This window comes from Gallibacterium genomosp. 1 (genome assembly GCF_000771875.1).
Classification (GTDB): Bacteria; Pseudomonadota; Gammaproteobacteria; order Enterobacterales; family Pasteurellaceae; genus Gallibacterium.
In genome coordinates this window covers 104,891-118,763 of the sequence record NZ_JPXX01000009.1, presented here as the reverse complement: position 1 = coordinate 118,763, position 13,873 = coordinate 104,891, and the positions used below count along the sequence as shown (strand labels likewise).

General features: G+C 37.9%; 12 protein-coding genes and 1 tRNA gene. 2 read left to right on the top strand and 11 right to left on the bottom strand.

The features are described from left to right. Nucleotides 1-132 precede the first annotated feature (132 nt). Complete coding sequence (locus tag JP36_RS03790) at nucleotides 133-1,188, top strand: porin (protein ID WP_039172086.1); 1,056 nt, start codon at nucleotides 133-135, stop codon at nucleotides 1,186-1,188. Nucleotides 1,189-1,494: 306 nt separating this feature from the next. On the opposite strand, the gene JP36_RS03785 is transcribed toward JP36_RS03790, so the two are convergent. From JP36_RS03785 to JP36_RS03735, 11 genes are all read right to left on the bottom strand, one after another. After that, entirely contained in the window at nucleotides 1,495-2,553 is a 1,059-nt protein-coding gene (locus JP36_RS03785) for a porin (RefSeq protein WP_039172083.1), read from the bottom strand. 235 nt (nucleotides 2,554-2,788) lie between these two features. Continuing rightward, nucleotides 2,789-3,712: a tRNA pseudouridine(55) synthase TruB gene (gene truB, locus JP36_RS03780; RefSeq protein ID WP_039172081.1), complete on the bottom strand. Its 924-nt coding sequence runs from the start codon at nucleotides 3,710-3,712 to the stop codon at nucleotides 2,789-2,791. Further along, nucleotides 3,712-4,098, bottom strand: coding sequence for a 30S ribosome-binding factor RbfA (gene rbfA / locus JP36_RS03775; protein WP_039136323.1), 387 nt, complete (start codon nucleotides 4,096-4,098; stop codon nucleotides 3,712-3,714). The genes truB and rbfA overlap by 1 nt, the downstream gene beginning before the upstream one ends. Nucleotides 4,099-4,237: 139 nt before the next feature. Then, nucleotides 4,238-6,856 (bottom strand): translation initiation factor IF-2, encoded by a 2,619-nt coding sequence (infB, locus tag JP36_RS03770; protein ID WP_039172080.1) that lies wholly within the window; start codon nucleotides 6,854-6,856, stop codon nucleotides 4,238-4,240. A gap of 15 nt (nucleotides 6,857-6,871) precedes the next feature. Beyond that, entirely contained in the window at nucleotides 6,872-8,359 is a 1,488-nt protein-coding gene (gene nusA, locus JP36_RS03765) for a transcription termination factor NusA (protein ID WP_039136866.1), read from the bottom strand. Between the two features lie 32 nt (nucleotides 8,360-8,391). Then, nucleotides 8,392-8,853 (bottom strand): ribosome maturation factor RimP, encoded by a 462-nt coding sequence (rimP, locus tag JP36_RS03760; RefSeq protein ID WP_039136868.1) that lies wholly within the window; start codon nucleotides 8,851-8,853, stop codon nucleotides 8,392-8,394. Nucleotides 8,854-9,027: 174 nt separating this feature from the next. After that, nucleotides 9,028-9,104 (bottom strand) — tRNA-Met (locus tag JP36_RS03755). Nucleotides 9,105-9,283: 179 nt separating this feature from the next. Continuing rightward, nucleotides 9,284-10,060, bottom strand: coding sequence for a malonyl-ACP O-methyltransferase BioC (bioC, locus tag JP36_RS03750; protein WP_039172077.1), 777 nt, complete (start codon nucleotides 10,058-10,060; stop codon nucleotides 9,284-9,286). Further along, complete coding sequence (locus JP36_RS03745; protein ID WP_039136872.1) at nucleotides 10,051-10,695, bottom strand: DUF452 family protein; 645 nt, start codon at nucleotides 10,693-10,695, stop codon at nucleotides 10,051-10,053. Before JP36_RS03745 ends, bioC begins: the two co-directional genes overlap by 10 nt. A 9-nt stretch (nucleotides 10,696-10,704) precedes the next feature. Further along, the gene (locus JP36_RS03740) at nucleotides 10,705-11,865 is read right to left on the bottom strand and encodes an aminotransferase class I/II-fold pyridoxal phosphate-dependent enzyme (protein ID WP_039136874.1); all 1,161 of its coding nucleotides are present in this window, start codon (nucleotides 11,863-11,865) and stop codon (nucleotides 10,705-10,707) included. An 83-nt stretch (nucleotides 11,866-11,948) separates the two neighbouring features. Then, on the bottom strand, nucleotides 11,949-13,295 hold the full coding sequence (locus tag JP36_RS03735) for an outer membrane protein transport protein (RefSeq protein ID WP_039172075.1): 1,347 nt from the start codon (nucleotides 13,293-13,295) through the stop codon (nucleotides 11,949-11,951). Between the two features lie 234 nt (nucleotides 13,296-13,529). On the opposite strand from JP36_RS03735, the gene JP36_RS03730 reads away from it, so the two are divergent. Then, nucleotides 13,530-13,820: a YfcZ/YiiS family protein gene (locus JP36_RS03730; RefSeq protein ID WP_039136876.1), complete on the top strand. Its 291-nt coding sequence runs from the start codon at nucleotides 13,530-13,532 to the stop codon at nucleotides 13,818-13,820. Nucleotides 13,821-13,873 lie beyond the last annotated feature (53 nt).

The window sequence follows — 13,873 nt, the reverse complement described above, 5'->3', positions numbered from 1 at the left end:
AACTTAGCGAAAAGGGCATAAAAATTTGCTGATCCTTGATTCATCAAATAAATAACTAAAAAAATATGGGCATCTGTTTATTACTGTTACGGAGCGATAAGCAAAGTAACAATTAACACAGAGGTGTCAATTATGAAAAAAACATTAGTCGCATTGGCAGTTGCAGCAGTAGCAGCCACTTCCGCAAACGCAGCCGTAGTTTATAATCAAGATGGTACTAAAGTTGATGTTGGTGGACAAGTTCGTCTAATTTTATCTAAAGATAAAAATGAGAGAGCAGATCTTAAATATGGTTCATCTCGTATTCACGCAAAAGTAAATCAGGATTTAGGTGATGGCTACAGTGCATTAGGTCATTTAGAAATTGGTCTTAAAGGCGATCAAGATAATGTTACAGTACGTCGTGTTTATGCTGGCTTTGCCAAAGAGGGCATTGGTCAATTAACATTCGGTCGCCAATTAACTAACCTTGATGATGTTGGTGTTTCTGATTATACCTATGATCTTGGTGGGGTAAATACCACAGTAACAGAAGCGAACAAAGATATTCGTTTCCGTAGTGCTGATTTTGCTGGTTTCCAATTTGGTTTAGATTATTACTTTGGTAATCCAAACACTGAAGATACACTAGGAAATACCTACAATGATAACTCAGGTTTCGGTGTTTCAGCATTCTATACTGTAAACGTGGCTAATGATACTGCCTTAAATTTTGAAGCTGGATATACTCAAACCAAACGAGGTAATAATGATTCGAATAATTATGTAGAACCGTTTAAACAAAAAGCATTTACTGTTGGCGCTGAAGTGGTTTCCGGAAAATTTGCTCTTGGTGTGGATTATTCTCAAGCTAAAGCAACTAATGATGTAAATTCTTTAGATATTATTGCACCTCATTCAAGTGGTACAGTAGTGTCATTACCTGTGAACAAACTACAACAACTAGAAGTTGGTGCTAAATATGATTATTTAGATAACGCTTCCGTTTACGGTGAGTACATTTATCGTCAAGGAAAATTTGCTAATGTAGAAGAGAAAGTAAAAGTAAATGAATTTATCTTAGGTACAGATTATAAATTCGCTAAAAACGTTATTACTTACTTTGAAGCAGGTACAGCAAAAGCTAAATTTGATGGTGAATCAGCAAGAGACCATAAATTACGTGTAGGATTACGTGTCTTATTCTAATTGTTAAACATACCTCTATACCCCGAGAGTTTTCTCGGGGTTTTTTATTATTGACTAATCAAATTTCCCACAAATTTCAATAAGCTTAAACTTGCCAGAATAGAAATAGATTTTAGGCAGAAAGTTATCATTTTTCGAGCATAACAAGGAGAAGTCTTTTTACTGTCCAAAGATCTTACAGTAATGAGAATTGACAAATACACTATTTTCTTAGCTCTCATTCCCTTTTTTTCTCATTAGAAATAATCAGACAAAAAACAAAAACCCCGATCAACTGACCGGGGTTTTCACAACTAACAAATTAAATTAGAAATAAACACGGAAACCAACGCCGATTTTATTATCTCTATCTGATTCATCAGCTTGGTTTTTATATTTGAATGTACCAGCTTCTAAGTAAGTTACAACTTGTTTAGTGAACCAGTAGTCAGTACCAAGGATAAAGCCATTCATAGTTACTTTATCATCACCACTGTTTGGAGTTGCTTTCCAGTATTGGTATTCACCATATACTTTCGCATTTTCTAAGTAGTTATATTTAGCACCCACTTCTAATGCTTTGATTTTGTGGAAAGAATCTTCAAGATCACCAACACCAAAATCTAAAGCGTCAGTACCGTTAGTAGAGTGTTTTTCAGACCAGTCAACTGCTAATGCAAATGGACCGCTTGCTAATTCAGCACCAACAACATAAGAACTTACATTGTAATCACCAGAATTTGTAGTATCTGCTCTATCGAATTTCTTAACTTTAGTGTAACCACCGTTTACAGTTAAAGTAGTATCATTGGCAACTTCAGCAGTATAGAATAATGCTGCACCCCAACCTTTACCATTTTGTTCTGTGGCAGAATCTTTTTTAGCATCACCGAAGAAATAATCTGCACCGAAGCTAAAGCCATTCCATTCTACACTGCGGAATTTAGCCGCTTTATCATCATGGTTGTGAGTCATTTTCACATCACCTAAATCATAGGTATAGTCAGAAATACCTAAATCATCTTGGTTGGTATTTTGTTTACCGAAAGTTAATGTACCCACTTGATCATAAGCAAATCCTGCATATACATCATGAGCTTCAATGTCATTGAAATCATCATTAGACTCACCATCAGTTCTTGAAGAAAAACGTAATTGAGTAGCGGCTAATGCACTGAAGCCATTACCTAAATCTTGAGATGCTTTGATGTCAATGCGTGAACCTGGGTTTTTAAGATCAATACGTTCATTAGAATCTTTTGTTAATTTAACACGGAATTGTCCGCCAACTTCAACTTTAGTACCGTCTTGATTATAAACTACAGCTGCGTTTGCTGAAGTTGCTGCTACTGCTGCTACTGCAAGTGCAATCAATGTTTTTTTCATAATTAATACCTCTATAAAAATTTTTTAAGTTACTGTGAACTTTTTAAGAAAATGTAAGTCTAATCGACCTCATTTCGGGGCAAATCCTACGCCAACTTGGGTAGTTGATCAACCTTTATTTATTTTTTAGCCTAAAAAACAGTCAAAAGAACACTTTTTTTGCATAAAAAAAACACAAAACACTCCAAATGATGTTTTTTTAGACAAATTTTTAAACTATTTTTCCTAAATTTGTTTAATCTTCTCTTGCAACTTGACTGACCAATCTACGAGGGTGTAGCACATTATTAACTATCTCCGCTACCCCAATAAAATGTGTATTTTCATCATAAATTCGGTAGTGCATTGTGGCTAATGGTTGCGTCAATTTGATACGTTGCCCACATATTAATTTTTCAGCCTGTTGCGAGGGTAATATCAATTTGGGCAAGCTCGCAACCGCAGTATCCATTGGCAATAGCAATTTATCTAAAGCAGTAAAATCCTGACTTTGTGCCAATTCTGCCAACTGTTCCATTGTTACCATTGCTTCATAAGGATAATTCGCTACTTTGGTACGTCGCAACATTGTAACGTGTGCACCGCAACCAAGATATTCACCGAGATCATCAATCAATGTTCGGATATAAGTACCTTTTGAACAATGCACTGATAAAGTGAGATAAGGTTTCTGATATTCAATAAAATCAATTGAGAAAATAGTAATTGGTCGAGCTTGACGCTCAACAGTAATACCTGCACGCGCATATTCATAAAGCGGTTTCCCTTGATATTTTAGTGCAGAAAACATTGTTGGCACTTGTTGTAACTTACCAGTAAAATGAGGCAATGCTAATTTAATTTGTTCTAAGTCCACATTAATTGCTTTGCGTTCCACCACAGTGCCTTCTGCATCGGAAGTATCTGTGCGTTCACCTAGTTTTGCTGTAACCAAATAACATTTATCGGAATCAAGCAAATGTTGCGAAAACTTGGTCGCTTCGCCAAAACAAATAGGTAACATTCCTGTCGCCAACGGATCCAATGCCCCTGTATGACCAGCTTTATTTGCTTGAAAATAACGCTTTACTTGTTGCATTACTCCATTTGAACTGTTGCCTTGCGGTTTATCCAACAGAATAATACCGTGTAAATCTCGTCCTTTTTTCTTTACCACCATTACTCCTGATCTTCGTGATGTTTTGCTTTATCCCGATTAATCACTTCTGTCACTAGATTAGACATTTTCATTCCTTCAACCAGCGAATTATCGTAAACAAAACGTAATTCCGGCACAATACGTAAACGCATTGCTTTACCCAATAACGAACGGATATAAGGTGAGGCATTATGTAATCCCTCCATTCCCTGTTCTATCTGTTGTTCATCCTCATCAAAAAGAAAAGTAACAAAAATTTTAGCATAAGCTAAATCTTTCGATACTTCTACATCAGAAACAGTTACCATACCAATTCGAGGATCTTTGACTTCACGTTGCAAAATAACTGCAATCTCTTTTTTAATTTCTTGTGCAACTCGTTGTGCACGGCTGAATTCTCTTGCCATAATTGCCTCCTTAATAAAAAAGCGGCAATAATTACCGCCTTAAAAATTTATTCCATTAAGTGATTCTGAGTTTATTTTTTAAAAGTAAATGCCGACATTTACCGCCACTCACTTTCCTATTATTGATAATGCTCAGCTATTATTCAATTGAGCGTTTTACTTCAACAGTTTCAAATACTTCTATTTGGTCTCCGACACGAACATCGTTATAGTTCTTCACGCCGATACCACATTCCATACCATTACGCACTTCATTCACATCATCTTTAAAGCGTCGCAACGATTCAAGTTCTCCCTCATAAATCACCACATTATCACGTAACACACGGATTGGATTATGACGTTTAACTACCCCTTCAATTACCATACAACCAGCAATTGCACCAAATTTCGGTGAACGGAACACATCACGTACTTCTGCGAGACCGATAATTTCCTGTTTAAATTCAGGTTGAAGCATACCGCTTAATGCCGCTTTGATTTCATTGATCAAATCATAAATAACGGAGTAATAACGAAGATCAAGATTCTCCGCTTCAACCACTTTACGTGCTGAAGCATCGGCACGTACATTGAAACCAACAATGATAGCATTAGAAGCCGCGGCTAAAGTCGCATCGGTTTCGGTAATTCCACCTACACCTGAACCAACAATTTTTACTTTCACTTCATCAGTTGAAAGCTCTAACAATGCTTGACAGATAGCCTCTACCGAACCTTGAACGTCCGCTTTAACGATAATATTCAATTCTGAAACATCGCCCTCAGTCATACTGCTGAACATATTTTCAAGTTTCGCTTTTTGTTGACGAGCCAATTTCACTTCACGGAATTTACCTTGACGATATAATGCGACTTCACGAGCTTTTTTCTCATCACGAACAACCGTCATTTCATCCCCAGCTGAAGGCACGCCGGAAAGCCCTAAAATCTCTACCGGAATAGATGGACCGGCACTTTTTACTTCTTTACCGATTTCATTACGCATTGCACGCACACGACCGTACTCTAATCCGCACAGTACAGTATCGCCACGGTTTAATGTGCCAGATTGCACCAATACTGTTGCCACTGGACCTCGACCTTTATCAAGGTAAGACTCAATAACAACTCCTGTTGCCATACCATCTTTGACCGCTTTCAACTCAAGCACTTCAGCTTGTAACAAAATAGCATCTAATAGCTCATCAATTCCAATGCCTTTCTTTGCTGAAACATTAACAAATTGAGTATCGCCACCCCAATCTTCTGAAATAACACCATATTGTGAAAGTTCAGTTTTCACTCGATCTGGATCAGCTTCAGGCTTATCAATTTTGTTTACTGCCACTACTAATGGCACATTTGCCGCTTTAGCGTGTTGAATTGCTTCAATAGTTTGTGGCATTACACCATCATCCGCTGCTACAACTAACACAACAATATCAGTAGCTTGCGCACCACGAGCTCGCATAGAAGTAAATGCAGCGTGTCCTGGAGTATCTAAGAAGGTAATATCTCCGTTTGGTGTATGCACGTGATAAGCACCGATATGTTGGGTAATTCCTCCTGCCTCGCCTGCAGCCACTTTCGCTTTACGAATATAGTCAAGCAATGAAGTTTTACCGTGGTCAACGTGTCCCATTATGGTTACTACTGGCGCACGTGGTTCTGCTTCCGCATTCATATCACGGTCACTTAATATCGCTTCTTCCAATTCGTTTTCACGGCGTAACACCACTTTATGTCCCATTTCTTCAGCAACTAATTGTGCTGTTTCTTGGTCGATAACTTGGTTAATGGTTGCCATTGCTCCCATTTTCATCATCGTTTTGATTACTTCAGTCGCCTTCACTGCCATTTTATTCGCTAATTCACCGACAGTAATGGTTTCACCAATCACGACATCACGAGTAACAGGTTGTGCCGGTTTAGTAAAACCTTGTTGCAATGCACTCTTACGATTAGATTTCTTACCTTTCGCATTTTGTTGCTGATTATTACGGCGATTCGCTTCACGTTCGTTTTTAGAAGACTCCTCGTCACGATTGTTTTTCTTCGCTTTCGCTACTTTCTTACCACGACCACGATTTTCATTGCGACGCTCTTCTTCATTTTCAGCCTCACGAGCATAAGAAGAGGTTAAGTGATAATCGGAATAGTCATCCACATCATCATCGCTAAAATTGTCATCTTCAAAATCAGCATAGCGTTTGGCATCTTCTGCCGCTTTGCGAGCTTGCTCTTCCGCTTTTTGGCGTGCGGCTTCTTCTGCTCTACGACGAAATTCCTCTTCTTCCGCTTTGCGTTTCTGTTTATTTTCGTCTTTTACAGCGGTTTTCTTGGTTGTCTCAGCTTTTGTAGCATCTGCCACTTTCACCTGTTCAGCTTCTTTTTTCGCCTGCTCTTGCGCCTCTTTTTGCGCTTTGGCTTCTGCCTCTTTTTTCGCTTTGGCTTCCGCCTCTTTTTGCGCTTTAGCTTCCGCCTCTTTTTGTGCTTTGGCTTCCGCCTCTTTTTGCGCTTTAGCTTCCGCCTCTTTTTGCGCTTTGGCTTCCGCCTCTTTTTGTGCTTTGGCTTCCGCTTCTTTTTTCGCTTTAGCTTCCGCTTCTTCTTTAGCGTGAGTATCGATCACACGTGTTTTACGTGTCTCAATTTTTACTTCTTTGCTTTTGCCACTACCATTTTGTTGCACTGTTAAGGTGCTGTGTGTTGAACGTTTTAATTTCAACTTGGTTGGCTTTTTCTCTGTTAATTGGGTATCAGTTTTTTTATCACTCATCTGTACGCCACCTTATTATTCTTCATTTCCGAACCAGCAAATATTACGTGCTGCCATAATCAATTGAGCCGCCTGTTCTGCCGATAATCCTTCGATATCCGCTAAATCATCAACTCCCTGTTCGGCAAGTTCTTCCAATGTGGTAATTTTCTTTTCAGCTAACTTCACAGCCAAATGACGGTTCATTCCATCCAATTTAAGTAAAGCCTCTTCCACATCAATATTTGCCAATGCTTCTTCTTCTGCCAATGCAATTTTTGTCAATGCTTCTTTCGCTCTATTGCGTAACTCTTCAGCAAGATCTTCATCAAAACCGTCAATTTCTAGCAACTCTTCAATCGGTACATACGCAATCTCTTCTAAATTTCTGAAACCTTCTTCAGTCAGAAGATTGGCAAAATCTTCATCAATATCAAGCGCTTCCATAAATAAGTTCATTGTTTTTTGATTCTCAGCCTGATGTTGGTTTTCTAAATCATCACTGCTCATTACATTTAATTTCCAACCAGTAAGACGAGAAGCTAAATTCACATTCTGCCCATTACGCCCAATAGCTTGTGCCAAATTAGCGGCTTCAACTGCAATATCCATTGATTTTTTGTCTTCATCCACCACAATGGAAACTACATCTGCCGGAGCCATCGCATTAATCACAAATTGTGCCGGATTGTCATCCCAAAGCACGATATCCACACGTTCGCCATCCAGTTCATTGGTAATAGCTTGAACGCGCGCACCACGCATACCAACACAAGCACCAACTGGATCAATTCGCTTATCGTGGCTCTTCACTGCAATTTTTGCTCGTACCCCAGCATCACGCGTTGCCGCTTTAATTTCAATCACGCCCTCACCAATTTCTGGTACTTCAATTTTGAATAATTCAATCAACATTTCCGGTTTAGAACGGGTTACGAAAAGTTGAGGCCCTTTCGTATCAGCATTGACTTTATATAACACACCACGCACACGATCTCCTGCACGGAAATTTTCACGTGGTAACAAATCTTCACGCAGAATAATTGCTTCAGCTTGGTTTCCTAGATCAAGGATAACATTTTCACGATTTACTTTTTTTACAATACCAGTGATGATTTCACCTTCACGTTCTTTGAATTGTTCAACCACTTTATTACGTTCAGCATCGCGAATTTTAGCACTGATAACCTGACGCACAGTTTGCATTGTAATACGATCAAAAGGAATAGATTCAATTTCATCTTCAATATATTCACCTAATTGAATTTCCGGTTCTTCTATTTGTGCCGCTTCCAACGTAATTTCTTTGGTTGGGTGGGTCACATGTTCTACCACTAACCAACGACGAAAAGTAACAAAATCACCGTTTTTTTGATCAATTGAAACACGTACATCAATATCTTGTTCATATTTTTTCTTGGTTGAAATAGCGAGGGCACTTTCCAACGCTTCAAAAATTTTCTCTCGAGGTAATAACTTTTCGTTTGATACGGCTTCAGCCGCTAATAAAATTTCTTTACTCATCTTTGTCTCTCTATCATCTCTTAAATTCTAATTTAGAAGGAAATTTTCGGCACAATATTAGCTTTTTGAATGTTACTAAAAGCAAATACCTGTTCCTGTCCCTCTACGTTTAAAGTAATCATATCGCCATCAACTTTAACTAAATCACCTTGCCATTTTCGGCGACCTGACATTGCGATACGTAAATGAATTACAACCTCTTCACCAACAAAACGTTGATAATGCGCTAAAGTAAATAAAGGGCGATCCAAGCCTGGTGATGACACTTCAAGGTTATATTTATCGCTAATCGGATCTTCAACATCTAAAATTGCACCGACTTCACGACTCACATCACTACAATCATCAATAGTTACGCCATTTTCTTTATCTATATATAAACGGACTGTTGAATAACGACCAGCTCGAGTACATTCAACCCCGAGCAGTTCAAACCCCATATCTTCAACAGTAGGTTGTAATAAATCTTGTAATTTTTGCTCTAGCGTTGCCAAAGATAATCTCCTTGTTAATTGTCAAAATTAAGGTACAAAAAAAGGGCTTATAGCCCCGTTTCTTCGTGTTAACCAAACTGAACAAATAAATTTATCTACTTAAATTTATTCCACAAAAAAACCCCTAACGGGGCTTATCACTCTTAAAACTAAACCAATTTTAATTTTTAAAATTGGTTGCGGGGGCTGGATTTGAACCAACGACCTTCGGGTTATGAGCCCGACGAGCTACCAAGCTGCTCCACCCCGCGTCTGAAATACGTGGCGTATTATACATATATTTTTTGCTTGGGCAAGGATTTTATTGAATTTTTTATTGTAATTTTCAACTTTAATTCTTTAGTTTAAATTTCGCCCTAAAAGCTCCCCATTCATTCAAGACCTAATCACAACAAAATAAAACCATCTCTTGGTTAAAAACAACCTCACACTATGATAATTTCCTCGCAACAAAATATAATGGCACATAACTCAAATAAACCGAACCATCCGCCAACGCATATTGCTGTTGATATGCTTGACAAAATTGTTGAAGTTTTCCTTTTGTCCATACCGTTTTTTGAACAGCCGTTACGCCAGTTGCTTTTAAATGACGTAATACTGTCAGTGGTGAATCAAATCTTAGGCGAATCGTTTCCGTGTCTAAATGCTCCAATAAAAAATGTGGTTTAAGCCAGTATTGCCATTCTTGAGTTGTTGGATAAGTTAAACCGACTCCGGTTAATGTGCTGATTTCCGTTAAGTTATTTGGCGCAAAAGTGTTAAATAACAGCATCCCATTAGCATTAAGATGCTTTGCACATTTTGCTAAAAAAGCTTCTTTATGATGTAGCCACTGTACTGTTGATGCTGAGATAATCAAATCATAATGCTGTGTTAACTTTAATTGTTCAATATCACCACCAATAAAACGTACCTGATCTACATTAGCACATCGTTTTTGCTGTAAATTTTGGTGAATATTATCGCTAAGGTAAAGATCGTTCAGATCCAATTCAGTTATTTTTACTGCTTTTATTAATCGTTCACTTAAATCACCCGTGCCACAGCCAATTTCTAACACACGATAAAACTGATGTTTTCCTGTTGTCTGTAATAACTCTATCAAATGTTGATTAATTTTCTGCTGCGCTATCGCCTGTTGCCCATAACTGAACTGCGCTGTTTGGAAACGTTTCGCCACCTGTTCTTTATCAATCAGTGCCATAATTGTTGCCATTGCTGAAAATAAGGAAAAGCATAATGTCCGGCTTCAATTCTTTTAATTACACAACGAGGTTGCCAATAAGTTTGTTGATTAATCACTGGGAAAATATAATCCTGTGTTGCAATCCACGCCTGATGCCATTGAAATATTACCGCTGGTCGCTGCTTGATTTGTTGAGCAAGAAATGACAACTCCCGTTGTATATTTTCTAATGAGCGATAATCCGGCAATTGTTGATATTGAGCCAACAGCTCTCGACTTTGACACATTCTACGTTCAAATTTATTTCTTGTAGTAGTATTTAAATTATCTAATGTTCCCTGAAAGATATCCGTCGGAATACCAAATAGATCATCATTCGGTTTAGATGTGCCATTAATAGCAACCGCTTTATGAATGGCGACATTCTGCAATACTTGTTCTGCCACCCAAACACCCATTGACCACGCTACTAAATAGATGTCGTTATAAGCGGAAAAATCAAATTGCAACTGTAAATCCTGATAGTCGTAACAGATTAATAAATCAAAATTTTGTGGTATTTGTAGATGCGCTACCGCACTAGGTGGCGTTCCCCAACCTGCAAAATAGAGAATTAAATTCGAACCTTGTTGTTCAATAAACTCTGTTTTCATCTAAAATCCTTATTGTAATTCTTTCAATGTTTTCATTAATTCAACAATTTCCTCTTCATTAATTGCAGCTGTTAATGAAAAACGAATGCGCGCCGTTCCTTTTGGTACTGTCGGTGGACGAATAGGCAATGCATAAAAATGATATTGCTGTAAACGATGAGCAATCTCCAATGCTCGCTGATTTTCACCAACAATATAAGGCACAACATTCGTTTCGCTCGGCATCGGCAAGTTCAGCTCATCTTGAATAAAATTTCGTAACTGTTGACTTATTTTAACTAAATGTTGGCGACGGTCGTGAAAACTAGCAAGTTTTTGCCAAACAAAATAGCTCCAAGCTACATTAAATGGAGGCAAAGCGGTGGAAAAAATCAGCGGTCGCATCGTGTTAATCAAATAATCTTTTACCTCTTGCTCACATACAACAAATGCTCCTGTTGAAGCGAGTGCCTTGCCAAACGTGCCGACTAAAAAATCAATCTGATTGATGTACCCCTGCTGTTCAGCAATACCAAGCCCCTTTTCACCGAAAACTCCAACAGCGTGAGCTTCATCAACATACAATAAAACATTATCATATTGCTGTTTCAGCGCTGTTAATGCCGATAAATCAGCAACATCGCCATCCATACTGAACACACTTTCTGTCACAATAATAATACATTGATAATCTGCCGCCACTTTTTGCAAAATATTCGACAAATGTTGGTAATCATTATGACGATAACGCATCCATTTGCATTCAGCCAGACGAATACCATCAATAATACTGGCGTGAACAAATTTATCCGCCACGATCAATGTATGTCGATCAGTTACTGCTGGCAAAATACCGATATTGGCGTGGTAACCGCTATTAAATAATAGACAGGCTTGGCGTTGATAATCTTGTGCAATGCATTGTTCCAAGTCTTCATAAATCGGGAAATTTCCAGTTAATAATCTTGAGGAAGAACTGGTTAAAGGCAATAACTGTTGTGAGATTCCCGCCAAAAATTGCGTTAAAATTTGTGGTTCTGCTGCAATACCTAAATAATCATTAGAAGAAAGATTTAATAACTTATCTCCTTGTCGCACAATCCACTTACCTTGATGTTCAATTTGTGGAAATGCTCGTCTTTGCCCGATTTGCGCTAATTGTTGTAGTTTTTCACTGAAAAAAGAGGTCATTCGTAATCCTTAACAATTTTTCTCTAATATATAACAAAAAAGGCTGAACAATGTCAGCCTTTGCTTTGAAATTTATTGAAAATTTAGAAACGGTAGTTTAATCCTAGACCGAATAAATGTGCGGTAGATTTTGAGTGGAACGTCCCTTTTAATGAACCTTGCTTCTCATCAAAAGATAAGTTTTTACCTTTCACAAAAGCATAACCTGCATCAACAGATAAATTTGGTGTAAAACGATAAGTTGTACCAAAACTGTACCACATACGGTCAGTATCAGGGATTGAAATAGAGTGATAATTTTGACTTACCGCAGTTTCATCATGAGCGATTCCAGCACGCAATGTCAATGATTCTGTCATATCATAGATAAAACCTACTGCTATACGCGTAGTATCACTGAAATTTTCATCTTTCTGGAATAATTTATTTCCACCATTATGTGCATATAGCTCTTTGAAACGACTCCACTCAGTCCGCTTAATACTATAAGTTACTGCAAATTTAGGTACTAAACGGTGATAGCCAGCAACTTCCCAATAAGCAGGCAGAGGAAGTTTTAATGATCCCGTACCATTACCACTTGTTACACCAAAAGCCGAACGTAATGTTGATGGAATATCAGTTGTATAATTACCATCAAAATCTAAACTGATATGAGAGTGATAGGATAAACCGATACGGTTATTTTCATTAAACTCATAAACTGCACCGACATTCCAACCATAACCCCAAGTATCACCTTCTAACTTGTGTAAAATTGCAGATTTATCCAATGTTTTAGCTTGTTGTGCCATTTGTGCATATTGCTGAGCTTCAGCATTGTTAGATTGAACAGCGGCATCTTGAGCTTTTTGAGCCAATGAAGACGCTACAGCTAAGTTTAAAATCCCCACACGACGCTCAACTACTGCATCGGCATACACTGCATTTACACCAACGCCAACACTGAAATTATTACTGACACGATAGGCACCACTTAAATTAAAATTAATCGTGGTTAAATCCGTTTTACCGCCAAAAAAGCCGGCATTATAGCTGTTATTAAATTCTGTCGCCAAGCCATAATTTACGTTTACTCCGCCGCCGACAGCAAAACGATCATTGATTGGATAAACCGCATAAACATATGGCAGCACTTCTTTCGTAGCGATGTTATCAGCATCTGCATTGTTTCCAAATGTTTCGCCTTTTAAATCAATATTCGGACGAACATAAATACCACCAATGGAAATTTCAGGCTGTTTAAAGAAAGTCATTAATGCTGGGTTGGTTGCCACTACAGAAGCATTTTCCGCCACTGCCGCATCCCCCGCATAAGCACGGCCTAAACCGGAAGTTGAGGTTTCATGTAATTGGAAAGCAGAGGCAAATGCTCCTTGAGATGCAACTGCAACCAAACTTGCAAGTAAAGTTTTTGAAAGTAAACGCATTAATTAGTTTCCTTATTATTTAATTAATTACTAGTGCCAATTTAAGAGCCTGAATCTTATGTAATATCACGGCATAACTCAACACAATAAGGATTTAAAGCGAAGTGATTAGACCAGTCAACCTCGAAATCAGCTTGATATAGATCAAATTAAATAAACTCTCAGCGGTTTTCTTGCAACATCGTGTTAAAATAAATTTGTTTTTTTATCACTTTTTTTGAATTGGAGTTATTTATGAGTCAAATGAAATGTAAACCTGAAGAAGCAAAAGTTTGTTGTTGTGTTGATGTTGGCACGGTTATCGATAATGAAGACTGTAGCGTTAATTTTGCTCAAGTTTATGCCTCTGAAGAACAAGCCCAACAAGCACTTGACTATTTAACTGAAAAAGCAAAAGCAGCCGAAAGCGAACCTTGCAAAATCACAAGTGAAATTTCTCAAGTTGACGGCGGTTATCAATTAAAAGCAGCATTTGAGTTTTGTTGCCAAGCCGAAGCGATGATTTTCCAGCTTTCCACTCGTTAATTTTTAACCACTCAAATAGCAATCTACTTCTTATTGTTATTTAACTTATCTAA